General features: G+C 37.6%; 26 protein-coding genes. 12 read left to right on the forward strand and 14 right to left on the reverse strand.

The window, feature by feature from the left end; genetic code table 11:
• Window positions 1-101: 101 nt before the first annotated feature.
• A complete protein-coding gene (gene soxR, locus ACMAYS_RS03030; RefSeq protein WP_393090599.1) occupies window positions 102-548 on the reverse strand; it encodes a redox-sensitive transcriptional activator SoxR in 447 nt (148 codons plus the stop codon).
• A gap of 84 nt (window positions 549-632) precedes the next feature.
• Here soxR and ACMAYS_RS03035 point away from each other — a divergent pair, with 84 nt between their 5' ends.
• Complete coding sequence (locus ACMAYS_RS03035; protein ID WP_412462714.1) at window positions 633-1,370, forward strand: SDR family NAD(P)-dependent oxidoreductase; 738 nt, start codon at window positions 633-635, stop codon at window positions 1,368-1,370.
• 43 nt (window positions 1,371-1,413) lie between these two features.
• On the opposite strand, the gene ACMAYS_RS03040 is transcribed toward ACMAYS_RS03035, so the two are convergent.
• Together ACMAYS_RS03040 and ACMAYS_RS03045 are read right to left on the reverse strand one after the other, a co-directional pair.
• A complete protein-coding gene (locus ACMAYS_RS03040) occupies window positions 1,414-1,989 on the reverse strand; it encodes a superoxide dismutase (RefSeq protein WP_412462715.1) in 576 nt (191 codons plus the stop codon).
• Window positions 1,990-2,071: 82 nt separating this feature from the next.
• Window positions 2,072-3,139, reverse strand: a complete 1,068-nt coding sequence (locus tag ACMAYS_RS03045; protein WP_412462716.1) for an alpha/beta hydrolase — start codon at window positions 3,137-3,139, stop codon at window positions 2,072-2,074.
• 95 nt (window positions 3,140-3,234) lie between these two features.
• Between ACMAYS_RS03045 and ACMAYS_RS03050 the strand changes: the two genes are divergently transcribed.
• Entirely contained in the window at window positions 3,235-4,140 is a 906-nt protein-coding gene (locus ACMAYS_RS03050; protein ID WP_412462717.1) for a LysR substrate-binding domain-containing protein, read from the forward strand.
• 58 nt (window positions 4,141-4,198) lie between these two features.
• Here the strand turns inward: ACMAYS_RS03050 and ACMAYS_RS03055 are convergent, their stop codons facing one another.
• Complete coding sequence (locus ACMAYS_RS03055; RefSeq protein ID WP_412462718.1) at window positions 4,199-5,218, reverse strand: 3-oxoacyl-ACP synthase III family protein; 1,020 nt, start codon at window positions 5,216-5,218, stop codon at window positions 4,199-4,201.
• A 218-nt stretch (window positions 5,219-5,436) separates the two neighbouring features.
• On the opposite strand from ACMAYS_RS03055, the gene ACMAYS_RS03060 reads away from it, so the two are divergent.
• Both ACMAYS_RS03060 and ACMAYS_RS03065 read left to right on the forward strand, forming a co-directional pair.
• A complete protein-coding gene (locus ACMAYS_RS03060) occupies window positions 5,437-6,333 on the forward strand; it encodes an endonuclease I family protein (RefSeq protein ID WP_103217508.1) in 897 nt (298 codons plus the stop codon).
• On the forward strand, window positions 6,314-6,742 hold the full coding sequence (locus ACMAYS_RS03065; RefSeq protein WP_412462719.1) for a hypothetical protein: 429 nt from the start codon (window positions 6,314-6,316) through the stop codon (window positions 6,740-6,742). Before ACMAYS_RS03060 ends, ACMAYS_RS03065 begins: the two co-directional genes overlap by 20 nt.
• 146 nt (window positions 6,743-6,888) lie before the next feature.
• Here the strand turns inward: ACMAYS_RS03065 and ACMAYS_RS03070 are convergent, their stop codons facing one another.
• Window positions 6,889-7,050 carry a hypothetical protein gene (locus ACMAYS_RS03070; protein WP_158246838.1) on the reverse strand — a complete coding sequence of 54 codons (162 nt, stop codon included), beginning with the start codon at window positions 7,048-7,050 and terminating at the stop codon, window positions 6,889-6,891.
• 196 nt (window positions 7,051-7,246) lie between these two features.
• Between ACMAYS_RS03070 and ACMAYS_RS03075 the strand changes: the two genes are divergently transcribed.
• From ACMAYS_RS03075 to ACMAYS_RS03085, 3 genes are read left to right on the forward strand one after another with little or no spacing between them, the layout of a single operon-like run.
• Entirely contained in the window at window positions 7,247-7,702 is a 456-nt protein-coding gene (locus ACMAYS_RS03075; protein ID WP_103217510.1) for a hypothetical protein, read from the forward strand.
• Between the two features lie 3 nt (window positions 7,703-7,705).
• Window positions 7,706-8,293 (forward strand): tRNA-uridine aminocarboxypropyltransferase, encoded by a 588-nt coding sequence (locus tag ACMAYS_RS03080; RefSeq protein WP_392991612.1) that lies wholly within the window; start codon window positions 7,706-7,708, stop codon window positions 8,291-8,293.
• A gap of 15 nt (window positions 8,294-8,308) precedes the next feature.
• The gene (locus tag ACMAYS_RS03085; protein WP_412462720.1) at window positions 8,309-9,019 is read left to right on the forward strand and encodes an arginyltransferase; all 711 of its coding nucleotides are present in this window, start codon (window positions 8,309-8,311) and stop codon (window positions 9,017-9,019) included.
• Here the strand turns inward: ACMAYS_RS03085 and ACMAYS_RS03090 are convergent.
• Together ACMAYS_RS03090 and ACMAYS_RS03095 are read right to left on the reverse strand one after the other, a co-directional pair.
• Window positions 9,016-9,630 carry an alpha-ketoglutarate-dependent dioxygenase AlkB family protein gene (locus ACMAYS_RS03090; RefSeq protein WP_412462721.1) on the reverse strand — a complete coding sequence of 205 codons (615 nt, stop codon included), beginning with the start codon at window positions 9,628-9,630 and terminating at the stop codon, window positions 9,016-9,018. The two genes, ACMAYS_RS03085 and ACMAYS_RS03090, sit on opposite strands and share 4 nt — an antisense overlap.
• 37 nt (window positions 9,631-9,667) lie before the next feature.
• The gene (locus ACMAYS_RS03095) at window positions 9,668-10,474 is read right to left on the reverse strand and encodes a hypothetical protein (protein ID WP_392991608.1); all 807 of its coding nucleotides are present in this window, start codon (window positions 10,472-10,474) and stop codon (window positions 9,668-9,670) included.
• Window positions 10,475-10,762: 288 nt separating this feature from the next.
• Between ACMAYS_RS03095 and ACMAYS_RS03100 the strand changes: the two genes are divergently transcribed.
• Entirely contained in the window at window positions 10,763-12,529 is a 1,767-nt protein-coding gene (locus ACMAYS_RS03100) for a hypothetical protein (protein WP_412462722.1), read from the forward strand.
• Window positions 12,530-12,533: 4 nt separating this feature from the next.
• On the opposite strand, the gene ACMAYS_RS03105 is transcribed toward ACMAYS_RS03100, so the two are convergent.
• The 4 genes from ACMAYS_RS03105 to trmFO are packed head-to-tail and all read right to left on the reverse strand — an operon-like array spanning window position 12,534 to window position 16,902.
• Window positions 12,534-13,610: a hypothetical protein gene (locus ACMAYS_RS03105; RefSeq protein WP_392991606.1), complete on the reverse strand. Its 1,077-nt coding sequence runs from the start codon at window positions 13,608-13,610 to the stop codon at window positions 12,534-12,536.
• Window positions 13,611-13,625: 15 nt separating this feature from the next.
• Window positions 13,626-14,591: an NAD-dependent epimerase/dehydratase family protein gene (locus ACMAYS_RS03110; protein ID WP_103217517.1), complete on the reverse strand. Its 966-nt coding sequence runs from the start codon at window positions 14,589-14,591 to the stop codon at window positions 13,626-13,628.
• 17 nt (window positions 14,592-14,608) lie between these two features.
• Complete coding sequence (locus tag ACMAYS_RS03115; protein ID WP_103217518.1) at window positions 14,609-15,535, reverse strand: DMT family transporter; 927 nt, start codon at window positions 15,533-15,535, stop codon at window positions 14,609-14,611.
• A complete protein-coding gene (gene trmFO, locus ACMAYS_RS03120; RefSeq protein WP_199177528.1) occupies window positions 15,532-16,902 on the reverse strand; it encodes a methylenetetrahydrofolate--tRNA-(uracil(54)-C(5))-methyltransferase (FADH(2)-oxidizing) TrmFO in 1,371 nt (456 codons plus the stop codon). The genes ACMAYS_RS03115 and trmFO overlap by 4 nt, the downstream gene beginning before the upstream one ends.
• Before the next feature lie 114 nt (window positions 16,903-17,016).
• Here trmFO and ACMAYS_RS03125 point away from each other — a divergent pair, with 114 nt between their 5' ends.
• The 4 genes from ACMAYS_RS03125 to ACMAYS_RS03140 all read left to right on the forward strand — a co-directional run bounded on the left by ACMAYS_RS03125 (window position 17,017) and on the right by ACMAYS_RS03140 (window position 21,969).
• Window positions 17,017-18,771, forward strand: coding sequence for an NAD+ synthase (locus tag ACMAYS_RS03125; RefSeq protein WP_412462723.1), 1,755 nt, complete (start codon window positions 17,017-17,019; stop codon window positions 18,769-18,771).
• A 23-nt stretch (window positions 18,772-18,794) separates the two neighbouring features.
• Entirely contained in the window at window positions 18,795-19,394 is a 600-nt protein-coding gene (locus tag ACMAYS_RS03130) for an outer membrane integrity protein (protein ID WP_103217520.1), read from the forward strand.
• Window positions 19,395-19,452: 58 nt separating this feature from the next.
• The gene (locus ACMAYS_RS03135) at window positions 19,453-19,722 is read left to right on the forward strand and encodes a hypothetical protein (protein ID WP_103217521.1); all 270 of its coding nucleotides are present in this window, start codon (window positions 19,453-19,455) and stop codon (window positions 19,720-19,722) included.
• A gap of 81 nt (window positions 19,723-19,803) precedes the next feature.
• Window positions 19,804-21,969: an amino acid permease gene (locus ACMAYS_RS03140; protein ID WP_392991601.1), complete on the forward strand. Its 2,166-nt coding sequence runs from the start codon at window positions 19,804-19,806 to the stop codon at window positions 21,967-21,969.
• Here the strand turns inward: ACMAYS_RS03140 and ACMAYS_RS03145 are convergent.
• The 3 genes from ACMAYS_RS03145 to gltX are packed head-to-tail and all read right to left on the reverse strand — an operon-like array spanning window position 21,966 to window position 26,128.
• Complete coding sequence (locus tag ACMAYS_RS03145; protein WP_412462724.1) at window positions 21,966-23,420, reverse strand: ATP-binding protein; 1,455 nt, start codon at window positions 23,418-23,420, stop codon at window positions 21,966-21,968. The two genes, ACMAYS_RS03140 and ACMAYS_RS03145, sit on opposite strands and share 4 nt — an antisense overlap.
• Before the next feature lie 18 nt (window positions 23,421-23,438).
• Window positions 23,439-24,704 (reverse strand): tyrosine--tRNA ligase, encoded by a 1,266-nt coding sequence (tyrS, locus tag ACMAYS_RS03150; protein WP_392991597.1) that lies wholly within the window; start codon window positions 24,702-24,704, stop codon window positions 23,439-23,441.
• Complete coding sequence (gene gltX, locus ACMAYS_RS03155; RefSeq protein WP_412462725.1) at window positions 24,704-26,128, reverse strand: glutamate--tRNA ligase; 1,425 nt, start codon at window positions 26,126-26,128, stop codon at window positions 24,704-24,706. The genes tyrS and gltX overlap by 1 nt, the downstream gene beginning before the upstream one ends.
• Window positions 26,129-26,144 lie beyond the last annotated feature (16 nt).

A 26,144-nucleotide genomic window follows, 5' to 3' on the forward strand; every position in this document is an offset into this window, starting at 1 on the left:
ATAATTGATCTCCACATTGAATTATTATTTAAATCAATTATGGGATAAATTATTGTTTCAATAAATGACACTATAGTTTATGAATCATTAACTATCACTTACTAATCTTTCATTAGAAGACGTGGCCCAGTACCTTCCTGACCAAGTTCATCATCAGGGTTACGTAAAGGACAATCTTTTAAAGACAAACAACCACATCCTATACAATATCCAAGCTGTGACTTTGTTCTTTCAATTAATTGAAGACGTTCATCCAAAACCTTTTGCCAACTACGGCCAAGTTTCTTCCAATCACTAGCAGTGAGATTCTCTTTATTCTCAATGCTTTTAAATGCTTCTCTTATCTCTTCTAGACTTAGACCAATACGTTGTGCAACCTTTAGATAACTAAGAATACGAAGTTCACGACGATGGAAACGCCTTTGATTACCTTTATTACGATGGCATCTTAGTAAGTTCTTTGACTCGTAAAAGTGAATCGCAGAAATAGAAACTCCACTTCTTTTACTGAGTTCTCCAACAGATAAATATTCATTTAACTCGGCCATAAAATCTCCTATTGACCTCAAGCTAACTTGAGGTTTTAGAATATTAACACAATTAAACGTCAATATGAAATAAAAGGAGATTGAATGAAGAACGCACTAGTAACAGGTGGAGCTCGCGGGATCGGAGCAGCGACTGTAAGAGCTTTAGCTGCTGATGGACACAGAGTATTTATCAATTATGTAAATAGCGAAAAGATCGCGCAAGAGCTTGCAAATGAAATCATTTCTAAAGGTGGCGAAGCTTACCCAATTCAAGCTGACGTACGTGATGAAACACAAATACAGGCCATGTTTGATAAAATTGAAAAGGATCATGGACCGGTTTCAATTCTTGTATCAAATGCAAATATGAACTTTACAGCAAAGCCATTTCTTGAACAAAGCTGGGATGAATTTTCTCAAAAGCTTAATGATGAAATGCGTGCTTCATATATCACTGCAAAAATTGCAGCAGCACAAATGAAAAAGAATCGCTTTGGACGCTTGATCTTTATTTCAAGTACTCTTTCTGAATCACCTATGCCTGCATTTATTGCACATGGTTCAGCAAAAGGAGCACTTGATAGCTTTAGTAAATATCTAGCACAAGAGCTTGGGCCTCATAAGATTACATCTAATATTGTAGCTCCAGGTTTTGTTGAGACTGAAGCGACAAAAGATGCACCAAGTGACTTTAAAGACTATCTAGCTTCTTTAACGCCGACACAAAGAAATGCTCAGCCCGAAGATGTTGCAAACACTGTTGCTTTTCTAGCGAGTGAGAAAAGCTCACACATAAATGGTACATACCAACCTGTTTGTGGTGGCGCATACCTACCATAACTTCCAAATAAAAAGGCCCTTGCTATAAGGGCCTTCATTTTAATTAAAGATTAGAATTTACAAAATCCCAATTAACGAGATTCCAGAACGCATCAATATATGATGGCCTTGCATTTCTGTAGTCCACATAATAAGCATGTTCCCATACATCAATTGTAAGAAGAGCTTTTAGACCTGAAGTCATAGGAGTCTCAGCATCATCTGTATTTACGATTTCAAGTTCTCCACTCTTGTTCTTCACTAACCATGTCCAACCAGAGCCAAAATTGGTTGCAGCAGTGTTAGAAAATTCTTCTTTAAATTTATCAAATGAACCCCATTTTGCATTAATCGCTTCTGCAACAGCACCACTTGCTTCTCCGCCAGCATTTGGCGCAAGACAATTCCAGTAGAATGAGTGATTCCAAACTTGAGCTGCATTATTGAATAGTCCACCTTTAGAGTTCATAATGATTTCTTCAAGTGACATATTTTCAAACTCAGTTCCAGGGATGGCCGCATTAAGTTTTGTTACATATGCGTTGTGATGTTTGCCGTAATGAAAATCAATTGTTTCGGCCGAGATATGAGGTGCTAGTGCATCTTTTGACCATGGTAATTCAGGTAACTTATGTTCCATTTTAACTTCTCCTTGATAATGTACGTTTAAGCATACGTCATAATAAGACCTCAACCTAGGTTGAGGTCAAGAAGTCTGGAGACTATTTTAAATTATCCTGAAAGAATTTTGTGATTTTTTCAAACGGGATAATATCTTTTTTGTCATAAAGATCAACGTGGTTCACACCAGGCATAACCATAAGCTCTTTAGGCTCGGCCGCTGCCGCATACGCATCCTTACTGAAATAAAGAGAGTGTGCTTCTTCTCCTGCAATAATGAGAATTGGACGAGGTGAAATCTCATTAACATAAGTTAGCAAAGGAAAGTTCATAAATGAAAGTGGTGAAGTTGCTGACCAACCAGTTGTCGAGTTAATCGATCTTTCGTGGAAGCCACGATCAGTACGATAGTAATCAAAAAATCTTTTTATAACGATATTGTCATCTTCAGAAAGAGTCTCCGGCAGATTACGTGGCCCAACACTTGGTGCATCTTTTTCAAAGTCAGCATATCTTTGATTGCTTAAGGCCTCTAGTGCCTGAGTGCGAGTTTCTTTTGTTAAAGTATTCCCAACTCCATTTGCCATGGCCGCCGACATATCATACATACTTGTTGTTACAACCGCTTTAATTCTCTTATCAACGGCCGCAGCACTTAATCCGAAACCACCAAAGCCACAAATTCCTATCACACCTATTTTTTCACGATCGACGAATTCTCGCGTACCAAGAAAATCAACAGCTGCACTAAAGTCTTCTGTGTTAATTTCTGCTGATGCTAAATTACGTGGTTCACCACCACTCTCCCCTGTATATGAAGGATCAAATGCAAGAGTGACAAAACCCTTCTCGGCCATCTCTTGAGCATAAAGTCCAGAGGACTGTTCTTTGACAGCACCGAATGGGCCACTAACAGCAAGTGCTGGTAACTTTTGAATTTTAGTATTCTTTGGAATATAGAGGTCTCCAACAAGTTCAATATTATAGCGATTTTTAAAAATCACCTTCTTATGTTCCACAAGTTCACTCTTTTTAAAGGTCTTATCCCATTCTTTAATTAAGTTCATTTTATCTCCTTTCTTAATTTTTTGGTTTGAGCACGCCGCCAAGAAGGCCAAGCTGCCAATAACCATAAACTTCGATACATTCTTTAGATTCAAGACTTCCATCATCAAGCTCCTTTTGTTTATAAATGGATTTTAGGCTAGAAAATTGTTTCGATAAATGGCACAATACTTAAAGAATCATTAACTAAGGGTTACTAATGAATAAGGACCAATTTGACGGGCTCATTGCTCTAAAAGTCGTTGCTGAAAAGAGAAGCTTTAGTGCGGCCGCTGAAGAACTACAAGTTTCTCCCCCAGCAATTAGTAAAATGATTTCAAGTTTGGAAGAAAAAATGGGAGTAACACTTCTTACTCGAACAACAAGAAGTGTTAGTTTATCTCAAGCGGGGCGAATATTTCTTGATCAAGCAGGGCCAGCGATGGAGCAGATTATTACTGCCCAAGAAAATGCAAAGAGCTTTGGTAAGTCGACAACTGGTACACTTAAGTTAAATATGCCTGGAGTTTTTTATCCTTATTACATTTCTAAACATATAAGTAGCTTCTTAAAAAAATATCCTGATGTCACAATTGATATCTTCTCAGATGATCAGGCCACAAATATATTCGATGAAGGTTTTGATGCAGGAATTCGCATTGATGATATCTTAGCTAAAGACCTAATTGCTTTAAAACTTTTTGGGCCAATTGAGTTTGTCGCCGTCGCTTCACCAAAGTACTTAAAAGAAAATGGAACTCCGAAGCACCCTAAAGATCTTTTAGAACATAATTGTGTTCGCCACCGTTTTGGAAGTGGAAATAGTATTTATGAGCGTTGGGAGTTTGAAGAAAAGAATAAAGAATTTAGTGTAAAAATAAATGGGAATATTATTTTAAACAACTCGGAAAATATTAGAGAAGCGGCACTTTCAGATGTGGGAATTATCTACACTGAGCGCGGTAATGTTCAAGATTATATCAATAAAGGAAAGCTTGTTTTACTTCTTGAAAAATATATCGCAACAAGCTCTGGCTACTACCTCTACTATCCACATAGAAAGCATATGTCCCCGACCCTTCGTGCATTCATTGACCATATGAAAGAATTAAAAAATAAGAAATAAAAAAGCCTCCAGTACGGAGGCTTTTTAACAGTTGCGAAACCAAAGGTGCATGGCACCCTTAGACGCGATAAAGAGAAGCGGCCCAAGTAAACCCAGCACCGAATGCAGCACTTGCCACAAGCATCCCTGGCTTTAGAACACCTTCTTTCATCGCATCGTGCATTCCCAAAGGAATTGTCGCAGCAGTTGTATTTCCATATTTTTGAATTGTATTGAAAACTTTCTCTTCAGGAATTCCCATCACCTCTGCAACTTTAGAATTAATTCTTAAGTTTGCTTGGTGGAATAAGAAAACATCAACGTCATCAACGCTTACACCATTCTTGGCCATAAGTTTTGAAAGTGCTTCTGTCATTCTTTTTACAGCGTGAACAAAAACAGTCTTCCCATTCATTTGTGGGTAGTGAAGTTTTTCATCAAACATTTCTTGAGAAAGTCTTTCTGTTGAATCAAAACCAGTTCCCGCAGCAGGAAGCCAAAGCTCCTTAGCATACTTTCCTTCACTGTGAAGAGAAGCATCGATAAAACAAGGCTCAGTCTTCTTATCATTAACTTCTGTTGCACTCATAACAATTGCACCAGCACCATCACCAAAAAGAACAGAAACATTACGTCCATCTGGAGTTTGGTCTAAACCTTTTGAATGCACTTCTGCACCAACAACAAGAATATTCTTATTTGATCCACTAACGATAAATTTATCAGCAACAGTCATGGCATAAAGAAAACCAGAACACTGTTGACGAATATCGATAGCAGGGATTTCTGAAAGACCTAGCTTATCTTGTAGAAAACAACCTGTTCCTGGAAAGTCAAAGTCAGGAGATAAAGTTGCTAAAATGATCATGTCGATATCTTCTTTTTTGATGCCAGCATTTGCGATGGCCTCTTCACTTGCCTTAAGTGCAAGATCTGAAGTTGAAGTCTTTGCATCAACCCAGTGACGTTGTTCAATTCCCGTTCGCTGAACGATCCATTCATTTGAAGTATTCATCATCTCTTCGATATCTGAATTTTTAAAAACTTGTGGTGGTACGTAAGAACCCACTCCAATAATTTTACTTGCCAATACAGCCATAGTATTTCCTTTTCATAAATTTTCTTACATCTGAACTGGTGAATGATATCTTTTCAATTTAACACAAGATTCGCATATGCGATAGAGAGCAGACTTACAATTTTATTTTTCTTAAATTGCCCCGATACAATTTTTATGGGCCAATTCTTGCTCGGTTTTTTTATTGGCCAAGATATGTTTTCTTGTTAACATAGAACTATTCCAAGGAAGGAATTAAAATGACTAAGCTTAGTCACCTTATGGTGTTTATTTACATTCAAATGAGTTTTAGCGCATCTGCTGCATACAACTCAACCCAACTGACGAATCACTCTTACTACCCAGAGGATACAGCGCAGTTCATCTCTAATACTCTTAAAAAAGCCAACAAGAACAGTTTAAATACTTCTCTTAAGATAAAAGAAAAGCTTAGAGAAATATTGGTTTCTGCTCATATTAGAACACCAAATAAAAATGACTTACTTGCAGCTGATTGCTCAGGTAAGAAAAATTGTTATCTTCAAAGAACGCCAAGAAATTACAAAGAAGCTAGAAAGTATCTTTTTGGTGATATCTATTTACAGACTTCATCAAGAGGTCTCTATGTAAAAGATGTTTACTGTAACCAAGATGTCACAGAAAGAGATGGTGTTGGAAAAATGCAAATTCCAAATCATCAAGTAATCAACTGTGAACACAGCTGGCCACAATCAAGATTTAATCCAAGAGAAGATAAGAATACTCAAAGAAATGATTTGCACCACCTTTTTCCAGCAAACTCACGTGCTAACTCTTCTCGCAGCAATCACCCATTCGGTGAAGTAATTGGTAGAGTTGTTAATTCAAATTGTCAGGATTCTCACATTGGAGAAGTAAACTACGAGAATGAGACAACGACTTCATTTGAACCACCAGAAGAAATCAGAGGTAATATTGCAAGAGCACTATTCTACTTCTCAACTCGCTATAATCTTCCAATTGATGAGGCCCAAGAATTCTATTTAAGAAAATGGCACAAGGAAGACCCTGTTGATACTTTTGAAGAAAGTATTAATAACAGAATCTATGAAATTCAAAATAGTCGCAATCCATTTATTGACGACGAAAACCTAGTTGATGCAATTAAAGATTTTTAAATTTTCCATTATCGCATTAGTACTCACTTCATGTGCTACGAAGCAAAAACCAGTGAAGCCTCTCACTCAAAGAGAGAGGCAGCTACTCTATTATAAGAAACTTCGTGCGGCAAAATGGGAAGAAATCACTAAAAAGCGCAAACAGCAAGAGCGCAGCTATCACAGAGACACTAAAATCACGATTAAAACGAAAAGGCAGAAACCTGCTCCTAAAAAAGTTTCACCAGTAATTCCTGTTGATCCTAATGAGCAGAGAATCGAGATTGAACAACTAATTTCATTCCATTGTATTAAAGAGAGAATGGATAATTGTGATGAATTATCGACTAAAATTTATGAGAATTGCCTCCAAGAGTTTAACCCTGGAGACAAGAGACTTACATACTGTGTAACAAAAGCACTAAAGTAGAGATTAGTTACCTACCTTCTTATCAGAATTATCTCCAGACTTTTCAAATTCTTCTAACTCTTTTTCTGCTTTCTTTCTAAGTTCTTCTTGTTTTTTCTTTAAGGCCTCTTTCTGCTTACGTCTCTCCGCGAGATCTCGAACTACATTTACTCGTTCAGCACTAGGCCCACCTGCTTTCCCAGCTTTTCCTCATCATCCTCATTTGTCTTTTCTGTTTTCTTTGGCTTTGGCCTTGAAAAATGCCAATAAGCCTTCACAAGCTCCTTGGCCTCTTTTTCTTCTAGCTTTAGTCTTTCTTTTAAATTCATTATTACTCCTTGCCAAAATATTTTGGTAGTCATCAGTACTTATATTTGGCCATATGAATCAATTCACATCAACTTAAGTTAGTTATAGATTTCCAAACTCAGTTAAAATTAACTTTGTGTTAAGTTTTTCAATTATTTTTAAACATTAGAGTCTGCTTATTGAGTAAAATAAAGATCAGATGTATAATTCTAGAACATGAAGAGTTTAGTTATAAATACCATTGTAAATGCGAGTGTCGATGAAATTCTGAATAATTTCAATGCAGATACTATGCAAGAAGCAACACCTCCATTTATCAATTTGGAAGTCCCACGCTTTGATGGTAATTCAGTTTCTGATCAGACTCATCTAATTACTTCGATCCTTGGCCACTACCAATCTTGGGTAATCGAAGTCACTCAAAAGAAAGAAACTTCTGATGGGATCATTATTCGAACAGAGGCCATCGAAACTCCATTTCCTTTCACAATGTGGATTCATACTTATCATATTCGCGATATTGGAAATGGGAAAACTAAGATCACTGATAATATCAAATATAAAACAGAAAATTTTGCATTTGATTTACTCATTTACCCAATTATCTATTTCATTATGTACTACAGAAAGCCAATCTTAATGGATAAGTACAATAAAGAACTAAATATCTAAACTATGGCCAAGAGAAATCATTGTCAAAAATGCCAACGTCCACAAGGGCTGTGTCTATGTCACACAATTGAAAATGTGACATTAAAAAATAAATTGATTATTTTCCAAGATGAAAAAGAGGCCCTTCATCCGTTCAATACAGCGAGGTTGGCCAAGCTAGTTGCACCTGATATTGAACTTGTCTCAAGTGAAAATATCACAGAAGAACGAATCCAAGAAATAAGAGAGACAAGGCCATTTCTACTTTTTAAAAATGAAAATTCAATCCCATTAAATGCTGAAAATATTCACTTACTTCAGAGCAAGAATATCGTCGTTCTTGACGGTACGTGGAAGAAGGCCAGAAAAATCTATCATACTTGGCCGGCCCTAAGTGAGCTACCATGCTATCACCTCGAGCTAGATGACCAGAAAACAATCTATCAAAGTATTCGAAAGTCATGTGGTGAAACTCACCTCTCTACACTTGAGGCCATCGCTGTAACTCTTGAAGTCCTTGGTGAAATAAATGAAGTACAAGTTAAACAATTTTTAGCGCCATTAAAAGAGCTTATAAAACAGCAAGAAGCCTTCCATCAAAGACCTAATTAATGCTATCATGATTCAATGAAAATGATTCTAAGCCCTCGAATTAGCGATCTTGATCAATGTCCATATTTAAAAGAAGAGATGGAACAACATGAGTTCTTCTTTAGTTCAGAGTTAAGTGATACCGAACTAGACTTTCTACTTGAGCGCGGCTGGCGTAAATTTGGTCAATTCATCTTTAGACCTTTATGCCCAAATTGTCAGAAATGTATTCCAATACGAGTCGAGTTAAAAAAATTTTCCCTCACAAAAAACCAGTCAAAATTTTTAAAGAGAAATCATAACAAAGGTTTACAGGTTAAGTTTTCGCCGCTGCTATATAGACAAAAGCATTTTGAAATCTATCGTCTGCATGGACAAAACCGCTTTGTCGACAGTATCGATGCTACAATTATTGATAACGAACTACTATTTAAGGAAACGTTTTATCGCTTTACAGGAACTCAACTTCTTAGCGAAATATTTTTCGAAAATAAACTCATCGCTTTTGGAATTTTGGAGCAATCCCAAAATGCTTTAAGTAGCGTTTACTTTTGTTACGATCCGAGTTTTGAAAAAATGAGTCTTGGGCATCTAGGCGCCCTTGCTGAAATTATCCATGCAAAGAATATGGGACTTGAATATTACTATCTCGGTTACTGGATTGAAGAAAACGAATTTATGAAATACAAGTCTCGCTACACACCTTACCAGCTCTATGATTGGAGCTCAAAGAGGTGGGAGAGCTAGTCGACGATATAGCGAAAAGTTAAATTAATTCTTTCATCAACTTGCTTTGCCGTTTTATTGAGTTGATGTTTCCAATTATGTTGAAGTGCTCCTTTCATAATCAAAAGACTTTTATCTTCCAAATTAATTTCAACCTTTTCTATAGACTTATCAAAGCGATGCTTTAAAACAAACTTACGAGACTCTCCGAAAGATGCCGATGCAATCACAGGATTGCGCCCGAGGCTTGCCTCATCGTCACTATGCCAAGCTGCATAGTCGGATCCATCTCGATAAAGGTTACAGAGACACCCATTGAATTGATGCTTCGTTATCTTTTCGATCTCTTCTTTCAAAACACTAAGTTTGTCATTCCAGTCGATACGGGGAAGCTTTACACCAGAATAACTATATTCCTTATCATCACTATACCAAGCATGGAGCCTTGGTATTGCATGTGTTTTTCCATATAGTGTGATTTCACCTTCTTGCCATTTAATTGAATTTCTCAAGTCATCAAATTCAATCTTAGTCTTTGCAAAGAAATTAGGATAGTAAATCGCAGTACCACCTTTTAGATCGTAAACGACTTCTTCATTTTCATTTGTACCAAAGAGATCAAATTGATTCATCTATTTCCTAAAATTACCTAAAATTCACTAGAACTCACTAGAACTCAAAGTTAAGCAACCCTAAGTACGCCGTGGCCGCATCAAACTTATACCCATCAATATTATATAAAGAATAGCCTAATGTTAAGTATGGGTTCCATGCTGCAATCTTAAAATCCATTCTCACACCAAGATCACTAATTGTTGTATCTAAATTATAGCATTGGCCACCATCACAAAAATCAGTCTCTCCATAGTTGAACGAAGAATAAGCACCAAGACCAAACCCACGAGTAAGCATATATGTATAAGATAAATTCACTCCTGCACCCGAATATTCAATCTCATTTAAAATATCATAATCAAAACCATCTTCTAATGTAATAGAATCTGCTTCCATTGTACGGATTGAAAGGCCAATACGAAATTTATGATTATTTATTTTTTTAACGCCACTAACAGCAAGCTCACTACCAACTAAGTGTAAATCTGCGCCATAATAATCAACAGTCGAAGAAATAGCACTAATTCCTAGTTGAACCTTTAGGTTATCTTTACTGCTTTCAAGCTCAGGGGCAATCATCACTTTAGTACTATTTATATCATTATGTAGCTGTTGAGTTGTTGCATCTAACTCCTGCTTTGGTGCTTCGACAACTACTTCTTGTACCTGCACTTCCTCTTTTTTAGGACTGAGTGATTTTGCGATTTCCTTTGCAAGCTCTTGCTTTACAAGCGAACGCATCTGTTCATCTTTGATTGTCGCATTGATTTTTTCAACTTGAGTATTATACTCTTCTAAAGATAGGCCAAATGTTTGAGTAGATAATGCCAAAATAAATATTAAAGATAAAACTCTCTTCACTTCTTCCCCCATGCTCTTATTTCCATATATATAAGCAACCTAGAGGCCAAAAAATTTCATACAATTCTAGCAACTTAGAAATAAGCATTGCACATTTTCTAAACAAAAAGACTAATCTTAGAACAATTTTAAATATTGAGAGCGAAAAGGTTCTAAACGCCACGAAAAAGACACGGCCAAAAAAGCGTAAAAGATGCCTAAGTATCTAAAATTGCAATAAATCTTATATAATACTAAGGGTATGAACTTAATTTCGATAAAATACTCTTATAAGCTGAGGAGATCGCTATGAAAATGGCAAGCGGACATTTTATAACTATAAAGAAGTTAATTATAACTCTTGTATCATGGTCGATGCTTTTGACTCCGATGGCCTATGCGCAAGAACAAACTGAAGTAAACACACAGGCCCAGTCACAAGAACAAGTCCAAACTCAAGCTGAACAAGAAGACGGCCGCACAGAAGTTCAAAAAAAATCTGACCCGAATTACTGTTATCACGATGGTACAAATCAGAAGTGTGATGGAGGTAATGTTTATAATTGTCACCTTGAACAATGTGTAAGCGCTAATGATAATAAGAACTACAATATGGAATACCAAAATTGTGGGATCGATGAAAAATGTCAGGAAGATCTAAAAGCTGATGCAAAGCTTTTTACAAATCATAAGACAAGTGGACCAAAAGGAGCATCTGATACGATGAGCTACCTTGCTGCCGCTGCACAAGTAGGTCAAGGATGTGTTCTGCTTTTTGGTGGAATGTGCCAGTCAGATGGAATTGGGGCCATGCTTTCAGGTGCAATAATTCTTGCGGTAGCTCTCATGTCGGCCATGGGTGATGGTTATAAGAAAAAATTTAAAAGTTATAAAGATGCTCTTGCTAAACTTGATGAGAACGATGAAAAAGCATGGAACCACCAAACACAAAGAGTTGCTCTAGAAACAGAAGTTCAACTTTTAAAAGATATGGAAAAGGCGGCCCAGGATAAAATGAAGCATCATAAGAGAATTATGATGATGATTACAATCTCAACAGCGATTGCGGCCATCTGTGCTGCACTTACAATTTTTGGCTGTCCAGCTTCAAATCCGTGTACCTACTGGGTACTAGGGCTAGGAGCAGTGGCCCTTATGCTAGAAAACCAGGCCCTATCGACAGCAAAGAAGGCCCACAAAAGTGCAAAGAGCGCCAGAGAAAAGACAGAGGTTGTTCTTAAGAAGCTTATGGCCCGCTATAATAACCAATACAACCCTGCTTCAAGCCAGAAGACATCAGTTGCTAGTGCTATGGCCACACCAGGTGCTCAAGGACTTGGAATGAATAATAACCAAGAAACATTTGATGTTGATGAAGTGAAGTCAGAAAAACTTAAAACAATTCCAAAGCTTGATATTAAAATGGGATCTCTTGGAACGACTGGTGAAACTTTTGCAAATACAATTGGACTTAGTGAAGTACAAGGCGGATACAACAAAACAAAGAAGACTGGAAATTCTAAATATGTAAATGAGGCCCTTGATAATAATGCCGCTAAAATTAATAAAGCAGCTAATCGCGTCCTAAAAGCACTGGCAAAATCAGACAAGACAAACGATAAGGCCAAGAAGGCAATCAACGCGATTCTTAATCCAGCAGCGAATAAAAGATATCTTGCCGATACTCTTGCTGGCCACGTATCCCCTGTTCAAATGGCACTGAATTACAGAAGGGCCGGTGGGACAAATGCATCAAGAGATATTGCAAAGAACTCTCAAGAGCTTGAAAAAGGAACAGGAGAAGGACTTGCTGTAGCTTATGACCCAGCCTCTAAAGACTATCTAAATAAACTTAAAAATCAATTAAATGGTTTTGAGAACTTACTTGATAGTGATGATGGTGTTATGGCGCTTTCTAATTATGACCCTACAGTAAATGAAGACGCTGTTGAACAATTAAATGACGACGAGATCATTGAAGATAAAGGAACAATCCACAAGGACTCAAAGCTGTCCCTGTGGAAAATTATTTCAAATCGTTACAATGTAATTAAATTAAAAAAGACACTAGAATAATTGATTAGGCTTCACAGCAGCTGTCATCTCTTAGAGACTGTTGTGAAGCTTTACTAGCTTCTATCTCATCACTTATCCTCTTAAATTCCTTCAAAAAGATATGCTTAAATTTTACCATTTCGTAATTAGCTGAAACCCCATGGCGCTTTTTAGGATCTTCATCAGGAATCCCTACTTGTACAGGGTATCTAAGTGATAAGTAATCAGCAGGAAGCTCATGAACACCTACACCAAATGGTAAAAACTTATTTCCATTTGTAAGAACAGGTCTTCCACAACTTAACGCTTTCAAAGAGAAGTGAGGAAATTTATCTGTTGTATCGATCAGATACTTAGTACCTGCTAAAAGAGGAGCTAACTCACCTGAACAACGATCTCCAAAGAAAAGCTCCGGATGCTTTTGCGCATACATCCCTAAGTGATCATGCTTTCCGATAAATTTAAACTTCTTATCACCGTAAATATCGATGATCTTATAAACTTCAGAGCTCGTCAGAGGCTCACAGTTAATTAGAAAGTAGTCTCGATTAAACATTCCTTCAGGAAGGATCTTGTAATCTTTTAATGCAATTGCCGGTGTAACCTGAGTAGCATTTGGAAACTCTTCTAAAATAGCTTCTTCATTAGACCAAAGAGTATTGGCCCTTTTTAAATACTTTCTCTGCTTAGTACGAGTGAAGGCCTTAAAGAAGAATTCCTTGAATGAAGACTTCTTTTTGATTGAATTGATATCTTCAACAAAATAAGTGAATAAATAAGTGTCATCACACATTTTGATTTCTTGAGAAAACCCACGAGAAAGGTTAACTACTAGATCAACACTACATGGAATAAAAAGTCCTCTTGCAGCTCCGTGAACAAGGTGAGATTTATCAACTAAATCTTCCCAAGACTTAACAAAGCGATTTAAGAATGTTGAATGAATCTTTCTTTGTTCAACAGGTCCTAGAACTTGACCTTGTCTATGAACAAGAGTGTAGAGCTCAACGTTATCACCGATAACACCCATGATGGTTTCTAGACACTCAATATAATAATCTCTTTCAATGACAGCATCACAGCTAACAACAACTTTTAACATATATTTTCTCTATACCTATTTTTTAATATCTCTAAAGTATTTTGCAGTTTCTTCAATCCCTTGCGCAAAAGTAACTTTTGGCAAGTATCCTAGTTTCATAACACGATTAATATCTGGTCTTCTACGTTTTGGATCATCTTTTGGTAATTCTTGATAAGTAAGTTTTGAAGAAGACTCAAGTGCATCAACGATTAACTCTCCAGTTTCCTTAATTGTATACTCATCAGGGTTTCCAATATTATATGGCATGTGATCCCCAAGCATTAGAACGTGATCGATTGCATTTGCAAGATCAGTTACATAACAGAAAGAGCGAGTTTGACTTCCATCACCATAAACAGTGATATCTTCTCCTTCAAGCGCTTGGTTAATAAAGTTTGGAATAACACGACCATCATCTGGGCGCATACGAGGTCCATATGTATTAAAGATACGAATGATTCGAGTATCGACTTCGTACTTTCTGTAATAAGTCATAGTTAAGGCTTCAGCGTAGCGTTTTGCTTCATCATAACAGCTTCTTGGCCCAATTGGATTAACATGACCAACATAGTCTTCAACTTGTGGGTGAATCTCAGGATCACCGTAGACTTCAGAAGTTGACGCTTCAAGAAATCTTGCACCATGATCCTTAGCTAGCTCTAATAAGTGCTGAGTTCCAATAGAGTTAACCATCATAATTTCAAGAGGTATAACTTTAAAGTCTATTGGAGAAGCAGGAGAAGCCAGAGATAGGATATAATCAAATTTCACATCACCAAAGTCAGGAAGACCCTTGATAATATCGCATTCTGTGAAGTGAAAGTTTTCATACTTAGATAGAAGCTCAATATTTGACTTTGAACCAGTAATAAAATTATCTAACCCATAAACAGTTGCACCTTTTTCAAGATAAAGCTGAGCGACAGTTGAAGGAACAAAGCCAGCAGCACCTGCGATTAAAAAATTCTTCCCCTTATGGTCCATTGGTAATTGGTTCATCTAAACTCCTGATATATTTAATTTACTTGTACATTTAATTCGTGTTTTCTATTGGCCAATTGTAGCATCGTCGATCCGAGCAGTAAAAATGCTCCACCCAAAAGCTGAACGACAGTAAGTCTTTGATCAAGGGCTACCCAGTTGATTATGACTGCAAAAAATGGAAATGACATCTCTGCAATTGTACAAACCTTAGCTGAAACTTGGCCAAGCCCTTTGTAGTAGAAATACATTCCAAAGATCCCCGAGATCAGGGCCAAGATACTAACTTTTCCCCATAGCTCAATTGGAAAATTGAGCCCTGTGCCACTTGCTATCATAAAAGGAATAATTGCCATTAATCCTACGACAAAGCGCAAAGACATAACTTCTTTTTCAATCCAATTGCTCTTCATAAGATACTTGCCAAAGACAGTCGCACTCCCCCAACTAATAACAGAGACGAGGGCAAGACAAAGTCCATACAGAGACGAGCGATCAAAACTAACCTGGCCAGCTTTAATTAAATTAATGGCACTATTAATGTCTTGATAACTAATAAGTATCGCACCAAATAAAGAGACAGCTGCCCATAATAGAAAACGCTTTGTGATGCGCTCTTTTAAAATAAGATAAGCAAGACTTATCGCTATAAATGGTTGAAGTTTTTGTAATAGAATAACAAGCGATGGATTTAAAAGAGCAAATGACTTTGTAAAAGTTAGTGTTGCGATTGCCGAGCCCATGGCACCAATCATAAAAAAGCAAAGCATTTCAAATGGCTTCATTTTCATGATCTTCTTTCTGGCCATATAAAGTGTTGGCAAGAAGAGGATTGTTAAGAAAAGGTGCTCACCAAATACAATGATCTCACTACTATTGTACTTATAAAGCAGTGGATAACGAATAAGCGTATCCAGCGCCCAAATAAAGCAAGCAATGAGAATAAAAACTAAACCTTTCACTTCGTAAAGTACCCACTCATGAATTCATCAAAAACTAATTTTGCGCGATCTGCGGCCAATTGCTTCTTAACTTTCTTGCGGTTTTTTCGATCACGTCTTTGTTCCTTTGTTAAAGTAACAGGAGGAAGAAGTCCAAAGTTAATATTTGAAGGCGTAGGTTTTGGTACAGTCATAATATAATTAACTAAGGCACCTAATCCAGTCTCAACAGGAAATTGTTTAACTTCCTCACCTCTTAACTTCTTTAGTAATTGAAGTGCCACATACTGTCCCATTGATGCAGATTCAGTATAGCCCTCAACACCAGTGATTTGACCAGCAAAGTAGATATTTGGGATTTTCTTAACACTTAAATCAAAATCAAGCAGCGTTCTTGAGTTGATAAATGAATTTCTATGAACAGAACCTAGGTGCAGGAAACTTGCATTTTCAAAACCAGGAATCTTTCTAAATACTCTTGTTTGCTCAGGGTATTTTAGACGAGTTTGGAATCCAACCATATTAAAGGCCGATCCAAGAAGATTCTCACGTCTAAGCTGAACACATGCATATGGAAGAGATCCATCTGGAAGCTCAAGTCCAATAGGCTTCATACATGAGAAGCGTGCTGTATCAACTCCACGCTCTGCCATGATATCAACAGGCAGGCATGATTCGAAGAATTTATAATCTTCAAAATTTTGGGCAGGAACTTTTTCAGCAGCAACAAGCTCAGCAACGAATGCTTCATACTGCTCTTTATTCATTGGTGCGTTTAAGTAATCAGCTTCCTCTCCTTCTTCCTCACTAACCGGCTTGTGGCGGTCTTTGTAGTAAAGTTTTGAATAATCGAGGCTGTCTCCGTCAACAACAGGTGCAATAGCATCGTAGAAGTAGAAATCATCATTTGAAATATTCTTTACAATCCAATTAGAAAGACCTTCTGTTGTCAGAGGTCCTGAAGCGATAATACACGCATCAGCTTGATATTCGGCCATAAGGGCCTGTGGATCAGAAGCATCTTGAGCTACAATAGTTATTTTCTCATTTGCGTGAAGACGCTCAGTTACTTCGGCCGAAAAACCTTCACGATCTACTGCAAGAGCATCTCCAGCAGGCACGGCGTGCTTTCTTGCAGAATCAAGAATGATTGAACCAAGGGCATCCATTTCATATTTTAGAAGTCCATGACCTGAAGCTGGACTCATTGATTTAAGTGAGTTTGTACAAACTAATTCGGCAAAAGAATCAATTTTTTGTGCTGGGTTTTTCTGGATCGTCTTGTTTTCAACAAGAATAACTTCAACCCCATGACTAGCTAAAAAGTTAGCAGATTCACTACCTGCCATACCCGCACCAATAACAATTACTTTATGTGAATTAGACAATTTCAACCTCTTTAATATACTTAAATGATGATATAGACCTTATATATGCAAACATGCTATAAAGTCCATTAATTACCAGTATTTAACTAATATTATTAACATAGAGACGACGCAATGCAAATAGTCATTCATCAAACTGATCACACCATTGGCAACTTTACACAAATTTACAAATACATAGAGAATCTCGTTCATTCTCAGGACTTTCAAAACAAAATTCACATCTTCCCAGAAACGTATTTAACAGGCTATCCGCTTCAAGATTTAGTTCTACAAAAAACATTTATTCGCGAATATCACGAATTACTTGATGCCCTTAAGCAATTATTTTCTAAGATCAAATTTGAGGATCAAACAGCTCTTCTAATTGGCGGAATTCGCTATGACTTTGATGAAAAAACACAGATCCCTTCACATATCTACAATGTGATATTTGAGGTCACAAAAGATGCCAACCTGAATGATATTTATAAGAAATGTCTTCTGCCAGCGTACGATATTTTTGACGAAACAAAATACTATACACCTGGAGACTCTGCGACAATTTGGAGTCTTGGTGACTATAACTTTGGTCTATTAATCTGTGAGGATATGTGGCACTCGAAACAGTATTCGATAGACCCACTTCAACTCCTTATGGATAAAGCTCAAGGTAAATTTCTAAATGGTGTTATCAACTTAAGTGCTTCACCTTGGAATATTCATAAGGAGCAAAAGCGCCTAAAGCGTGCAAGCGAGATATCGAAAGTCTTCAATGTGCCTTTTTACTATGTCAATAAAGTTGGAGCAGAAGATGAGATCATCTTTGATGGTGCTAGTTTTGTTGTTAATGAAACGACTGTTGTGGCCAAGGCAAAGTCTTTTGTTTCGGATGTGATGGAAGTTGAAGTAGGGCCAGCAGTAGAAATGAAAAATCTTGGAGATGCACCTCAAGGTGCCCACTCTTGGGAGTCTCTATTTGGTCCTCAGATAGAAGAAACTGCAAATGGAGCAAGGCTAAGACCTCTTACAGAAGAAAATTTAGATGCTATTTTAGGAGCAATTAATTTAGGTCTTCAGGACTATGCCAGAAAGTGTGGTATGAATAAATTCCTAGTGGCCCTTTCTGGAGGGATTGACTCTGCACTTGTTCTAACACTAGTGAAATTATTCCTTCGCCCAGGTCAAGAAGTTGAGGCCATTTACATGCCTTCTAAGTTCTCAGCAGGACTTAGCTGGGAAATCAGTGAGGAGCTATGTAAGAATCTTGGTGTGAAGCTTCACAATGTACCAATCAAGTTTCTTCACTCATCAGTGCAAAATTTATTTCAAGACTCTCTAGACCCTTTAACAGGGCTAGCTGATGAAAATATACAGTCTCGTTTAAGAGGGGCACTACTCTATGCTCGCTCAAATCAGACAGGAGCAATGGTAATCAATACTTCTAATAAATCAGAAATTGCTGTTGGCTACTCGACTCTATATGGTGACTCAGTAGGTGCCTTAAGCATTCTTGGGGATCTGTATAAAAGTGAAGTATTTGCTCTTTCAAGACATATTAATAAAAACTTTAATAATATCATTCCAGCGGCTGTAATCGAACGCCCTCCAAGTGCGGAGCTTAGGGAAGAACAAAAAGATGAAGATTCTTTACCTCCATACGATACCCTCGATATGATATTGGAATCATACCTTTCTTATCGCTACGATATGGAAGATCTTCTTAAGCTTGGGTTAAACAAAACTGAAGTTGAAAGAGTCATCAAACTAATATTAAATAGTGAGTATAAAAGGCAGCAGTTCTGTCCTATTTTGAAACTTAAAGATAAAAGCTTTGGTTTTGGGAGACGCGTGCCGATATGTAAGAAGGTTGATTTTAATTTAGTCTAATAGGTTTAGGGAGATAAGAGAAAATGAATAAGACTTTTGAAAAGGTAATGAGTTCTTTCGACGATGTAAAAGCAATGGTTGATAATGTTATTACAAATAAATCGGTAAAAGAAGTGGAAAAAAATGTGATGAACTTTATTGGTCAAGTTGAGAAAGAAGCTCGCAACGTTGTTGATAAAGACGTTAGAAAAGTTGTTCTCACACTTCAGAAAGAAAAGAAAAAAGTTGAAAAATTTGTGGACACAACAATTCAAAAAGAAGTTAAGGCCGCAAAGAAATATCTCGATGGACACATCAAAGATGTTCAAAAGCTTCAAAAGAGCCTTGATAAATATCTAAAAGATGAAATGAAAAAGGCCAAGAAGACGGCAACTAAAAAAGTGAAAGAAGCCGAGGCAACAATTAAGAAGAAGGCCAAAACGGCCAAGAAAGTAGTTAAGAAAAATGTTGCTGCTAAAACAGCGGCGGCAAAGAAAGCTACAACAAAAAAGGCAACGACAAAGAAAGCTGCTCCTAAGAAAGCCGCTGCAAAAAAAGCTGCCCCAAAGAAAGCCGCTCCTAAAAAAGCAGCTGCAAAAAAAGCGGCCCCAAAGAAAACGGCCAAGAAAGCTACACGTAAATAGCACTCGACACTTATGAGGGAGCCTAATGTTCCCTCACATAGCCCACAAGGTGGATGTCATGGAAAAGAGTCTCAATTCTCATATTCAAAAACTACTTCCGAAGTTTAAGGCATCTAAAAAAACTGAAATTGACTACCTCTTGCCAAAAATTGCAACGATGCAAGAAAATGAACTCCGTCAGGTCCTTCACAAGATGGCCGGAAGCTTCTCTTGCTATAATTTCCTTAAAATTGGTGCTTCTTTAAAGGCTTTTGAGCTAGACCAAGATCTTGACTCAAAGCGCGACCTTGTAAAGAAAGCTCTTGAAGAGATCCTAGCTGAACTATAGTCCAAATACCTATTTTTATTAACAATCCCTTTCTTTTTTGTGATAATGCCCAAATACTAAAATTTGAATAAGGGAATTTAATTGAAGAAACTTGAAAGAAACTTAGGACTCTCGTCAGTTATCTCTATCAGTATTGCCTCAATGCTTGGATCAGGGATCTTTGTTCTTCCAGGACTCGCATTTGAAGTAACAGGCCCATATGTTTGGATCTCATACTTACTAGCTGGACTTTGCGTTCTTCCGGCCGCTCTATCTAAGTCTGAACTTGCCACGGCCATGCCAGCTTCAGGTGGTACATATATCTATATAGAAAGAACATTTGGCCCTATGGCCGGAACAATTGCAGGACTTGGCCTTTGGATCTCGCTGCTTCTTAAAGCAGCTTTCGCATTAATGGGTTTTGGTGCCTATCTAGGGGCCATTAGCTCAGGGTTTGACTTAAAAAACTTTGCCCTTATTCTAACGGCCATCATCACGCTCCTTAATATTGTTGGTGTTGGTAAAGTCAGTGGATTACTGATTGCCGTCGTCATTCTTTCGACAATAGGCTTAACAGTTTTAAATATTGGAACCCTTTCAACGGCCCAGGTTATTACAGGGATTCCATTTTCGTTTACACATATTGATACGATCTTAGCAGCAGCTGGTCTTGTTTTCATTTCATACGCGGGTGTAACTAAAGTTGCAGCAATTGCGGAAGAGATAAAGACGCCAGAAAAGAATCTCCCAAGAGGTATTCTTCTGTCACTTTTAATTGTGACACTTCTTTACTGTGTTACAACACTTGCCCTAGCTAAATACTTACCACTAGAGCAACTCAAAAATAATTTAAGACCAATCTATACCCTAGCATATGAATTTGGTGGGAAAAATTTCGGTCTGGTTATGGCGATTTTGGCCATTCTAACGATGACTTCAATGGCAAACGCAGGCCTTTTAGCAGCTTCTCGTTTCCCTTTTGCCATGAGCCGTGATCACCTTATCCCAAGGCTATTTGGACATCTTCATCGAAAATTTCTTACACCAGTATGGAGTATTTTGGCCTCAGGACTTGTCATCGCCTGTGCCATCTACTTTTTAAATATTGCTAAGATCGCAAAGCTTGCTTCAGCATTCATTCTAACAATTTACATGATTGAAAATATTGCTGTTATCGCTCTAAGAGAAACACATATCCAGTGGTATAAACCGACTTACAAATCACCACTATATCCGTACGTCCAAATTTTCGGAATTCTTTCAACTCTATACTTACTTGTAATGATGAAAGACTTGGCCGTGATTGGGCTGGTTTCAATTTCAGTTCCAGGAATTTTGATTTATCTCTTCTACGCTAAAGGACGTGTTAACCGAAAAGGAGTTCTTGGTATCAGAGGAAAGAGAACGGACCTAGTAAATGAGGCCCAATTTCCTGCTCCAGCAATGTCGGAAAAATTAAGTCTTGATCAAGACGCTAATGTTGTCGTGGCCCTCATTGGAAATGAGCGATCACCAGAGATGCTCATTGATATGGGGACATCACTTGCGGGTGGAGAAAATATTGAAGTTGCTCACCTGACAGAGGCACCTGAGCAAACTGATCTTAATGACTTTACTGATGAAGACCCAAAACTTAGGTCTTTAAGACGTCGAGTTATTGCCATGGCCATTGAGAAGACAACACCAATTAACTTTGATCCAATTGTTACCCACGATCTATCAAAATCAATCTTTGAAATTGGCCAAAGACTACACTGTAATTGGCTATTCATGGAGTGGAAAGGACGCCTACGTGATACATTCACAACACAAAGTCCCGTAGCATGGCTAAGGTCTCATTTAAATTGTCACCTCGTTATCTTTAGAGACAATGGTGTGAGGTATATGAGAAAGATTATGGTTTTAATTGACCAAAACTCAAATGATGTCACACTAATTCAGGCGGCCCAACAAATTGCAGAGGCCCATAAAGCAGAGATCACATTTATCTACTTAACCGACAAAGACCTTACAATTGAAGAGACCTCACAAGTTGAGAAGTATATTCGCCTTATTAGTGGTGATATGAATGTTAGAACAACTGGACACATTATAAAGTATCACGACAAAGTCGATACTCTAGAAACGATTACAGTTGAATATGACCTGCTCGTTTTCAACTCAAATAAGAAGCATCGTTGGTTTCATGTCTTTGGTACAGAAGATGACCAAATTATGGCAAAGGCTTCATGTTCAGTTCTTGGGATTCATACAGGAAACGCGAATTAAAGTAGCTCAGACTTTGGAAGGCTTATAGAGAAAGTCGTATATTCAGAGTCTGGGTCATACGTTAAACTTCCACCGTGATCCATAATAATTTCACGGCTAATATTTAGGCCAAGACCTGTTCCCTTTTCTTTACTTTTAGTTGTATAGAAACGATTAAAGATTTTTTGAGCTATATCTTTTTCAATCCCTTGCCCACTATCTAATACCTCAAGGATAACGTGTTGAGCATCATCTAGAAGATTAATTTCAATCCATTGCTCTTTAAGTCCAGCAATCGCATCGTGAGAGTTGTTAAATAAGTTGATTAAAACTTGAATAATCTCTGATGAGTTAATATTCACGAGATCCGAATCAGCATCATTTGAAAAAACGATGCGAAGACTTTCGTCAACAAGCCCTGTTTTAAATAATGCAATAGAGTCGTGAACAATCGAAGACAAGCTTGTCATCTCACGCATTGAGCGATCATCTTGAGAATAAATATTGAGAGAGCTAACAATATTTGCAATTCGATTTTTTTGCTCACCAATTGAGCGAATTTTCTCTAATAATTGCTCTGAACTAATCGTTTCACCACGTCGCTCAATGGCCTGAACCTGCAGTTCGATGATTGCTAATGGATTATTCACTTCATGAGCTATATTGGCGGCCATTTGTCCGAGGGCCGTCCACTTACTCATTTTATCAATTGTTGCTTTTTGAGAATCAATTTCGCGGTTACGACGGAAGCGTTCAGTAACATCGGCCGTACGATCAAGAAAGTAGTGACCTAGCTGATTGAAGTCATGATACTCCATTGAGCATTCAAAAACTGACTCCTCATCATCTCCCATTTCCATAAAAACAGTATCAGTGATAATTTCACCGACAGATTCTTTTGCTCGATCAGCACGTTGATAGAATTTCTTAAGATTTTTTCCACTTACAACATCTTTAATATTTAGCCCAACGAGAGGCTTTCCATTCCAAGTCGCATCCGCTTTTGAAACGTAGACAAAGTTATAATCCTTATCAAAGACAGTGAAAATATCAGAACTTTGCTCAACCATTTCTCTAATAAAGAAATTTGTCGAGCTAGTAGTAAGATTAACTTCATGCGGGCGAATCTTAGATAAAACTCTCTTATTGCCTTCATCGTCAATAAAAGGATTAAATTCGACATCCCAAGTAATAGCATCTCGATTAAGTCGATTCGTAAGTATAATCTGCTCTCGGCCAAACTCTCCGTTTAGCGCTCTTGCAAAACAATTCTTAACTTTTAAAACTTCAGATTCGCTTAAGTGACCTTTGTAGTAATCATAAACACTCATTCCAAGATAATCTTCAGAGAATCCAAAAAGAGTTGTTGAAACAAAGAGGAAACAAGCATTTTCATCAAACACAGCAACTCGAACATTTTGCTCTTCAAAATTTCCAAGCTTTAATAAATCGATCAGTTGCTGTGTGTTCATATAGTTTCTGTTTGTTATCTAAACGAATTTTACCACACAATAATTTTTCTTCCCCTTCTTTAGAATTAAGCAAGACTCACTTGCCAAATCTGAGGTAGTTATCACGTGATCAACATTAGCATTCTTAATGTTATTGATGGCAACACCGTTTTGAGTGACCATTTTTCTTGCCTCTCCCTTTGATTTAAACAAAGGAGTTGCAGCAAGCATATCTAAGTAAGTAATTTCACCTAATTGCGATTTTTCAAGCTCAATCGAAGGAACATCATCAAAAATACCCGCTAACTCTGCATCAGTCGTATTTTCAATAACCTTACCAAAGAAGAAGTCTGTTGCTTTCTGTGCCGCTTCGATCCCTTCTTTACCGTGAACTAAGCTTACGATCTCTTCGGCCAGTCTTTTTTGTGCTGCTCTTAAATGAGGCTCTGTTTCAACTAACTTCTCGTATTCAGCAATTTCTTCTAAAGTTAAAAACGTTAAAGTTTTTAGATATCTAATTACTGAAGAATCATCTGAATTAAGTAGGAATTGGTACATCTTGTATGGAGATGTCATTGTTGGGTCAAGATAGATTGCTCCACCTTCAGACTTACCAAACTTCTTTCCATTGGAATCAGTTAGAAGTGGAATTGTCATACAAAATGCAGGCTTCTGGTGCATCTTACGAGTAAGATCCATTCCTGCAGTCATATTCCCCCACTGATCTGCTCCACCAATTTGTAAGCTTACATCATATTCTTTATTCAGGTGAGCAAAGTCATAACCTTGAATAACTTGGTATGTGAACTCAGTATAGCTAATTCCAGCTTCTGAGCTAATTCTCGACTTTACAGAGTCCTTTGCAAGCATTTCACCAACACGAAATCTCTTACCAACATCTCTTAGAAACTCGAGGAATGAAAACTTTCCAATCCAGTCAATATTGTTAACCATTGTGGCCGCATTCTCACCTTCAAAATCTAATAGCTTTTGAAGCTGTGCCTTTTGACCTTCAAGGTTTTGAAGAACTTGATCTTCTGATTGAAGATTTCTCTCATCACTTTTCCCAGAAGGATCACCAATCATTCCTGTTGCACCACCAACTAGAACGTAAGGCTTGTGACCTTGTCTTTGAAGACGCATCATTGTAACAACTGCAAACAAATTCCCTAATTGAAGAGATCTTGCCGTTGGATCGTAACCACAATAGAATGAAATTTTCTTATCATTTAAAATTTCTTTCAACTCTTCGTGTGAGTATTGATTAACAATTCCTCTTGCTTCTAATTCTTCAAAAAAATTCATTACGCTAGTCTCTCTTTAATAATTGATACTGGAGTAAGTGCCACAACAGTCTTTAAATCTGGCCCATGAGCTCTACCTGTTAGGCATACTCTCGTTCCCATAAAAAGTGGCTTCCCTTTAATTTTTAATTCTTTCTTTAAGTAATCCATCCACTCACCAACTTGCTCTTCAGTAACGTTAGTCGTTTGATCTGCTAGTTGTGCCTTTAGGTATTCCTTAATCTGTGGAGTTGTCTCCCACGAAATCGCTTCTTCATATTGTGGATCTGCATCGACACCAGCATCAAAGAAAATTGGCAGGTGCTCATTAATATTGCTAAATAGCTGGACCTTGTCTTTCATAAGTCCTGCAAACTTAATCTTCCAAGCTTCATCTTGCTTGTGATATTCACTTCCTGCAGGAACAAAGCGATCAAATCCAGCTGCAATATCTTTGTCATCTAATTTTCTAAGCCACTGCTCGTTAAAGAAGTTTAGCTTTTGAATGTCATACATTGCTGAAGACTTAGAAAATCTTTCGTAACCAAATTTATTACCAAGTTCATTTACATCAAAAATATCTGTCTCTTCAGGATGTGACCAACCAAGTAGACATAGATAGTTTGCAAGCGCTGTTGGAAGATAACCTTGATCCTTATACTGAGTAACCGAAGTTGCCCCATGGCGCTTCGAAAGCTTTTGACGATCGTGACCAATAAGTAGTGAGACGTGACCAAACTGAGGAGGTGTCACACCCATTGCATCGTAGATCATAAGCTGGCGACATGTATTGTTTAAGTGCTCTTCTGCACGGAATACGTGAGTCATCTCCATCTTTGCATCATCAACAACACAACAGAAGTTATAAACAGGCATTCCATTTGCTCTTAAGATAACGAAGTCCCCTACCATATTTTCTGGAAATTTAACGTGACCCTTTACAAGATCAGTGAACTCCCAAGTTTTTCCAGGGTTCTTAAAACGAATTACATATTCTTCACCCGCATCAATTCTCGCCTTAGCTTGGGCCGGGTCAAGATCACGATATTGTCCGTGATAAGCATGTGGGTCTTTATTTTCACTTGCTGCTTTTTCAGTTAATCGCTCTAATTCAATACTTGTTAAGAAACATGGATAAGCTAATCCACGATTAATAAAGTCCCAAGCAATGTCTTTATAAATATCAAGTCTTTCAGACTGACGGTATGGACCAAAGTCTCCACCCTTATCAGGACCTTCATCATGCTCGATTCCCATCCATTTAAGGTCAGCAATTTGCGCTTCTTCATACTCACGCTTTGATCTTTCAAGGTCAGTATCTTCAATTCTTAAGATATATTTTCCACCATTTGCCTTAGCAAAAAGGTAGCTGTAAAGAGCAGTACGAGCGCCACCGATGTGAAGGTAGCCAGTTGGAGAAGGTGCAAAACGAACACGAACAGTCATGTAAATTCCTTTGGGT

The organism is Halobacteriovorax sp. RT-2-6, from assembly GCF_047085025.1.
Lineage (GTDB): Bacteria > Bdellovibrionota > Bacteriovoracia > Bacteriovoracales > Bacteriovoracaceae > Halobacteriovorax_A.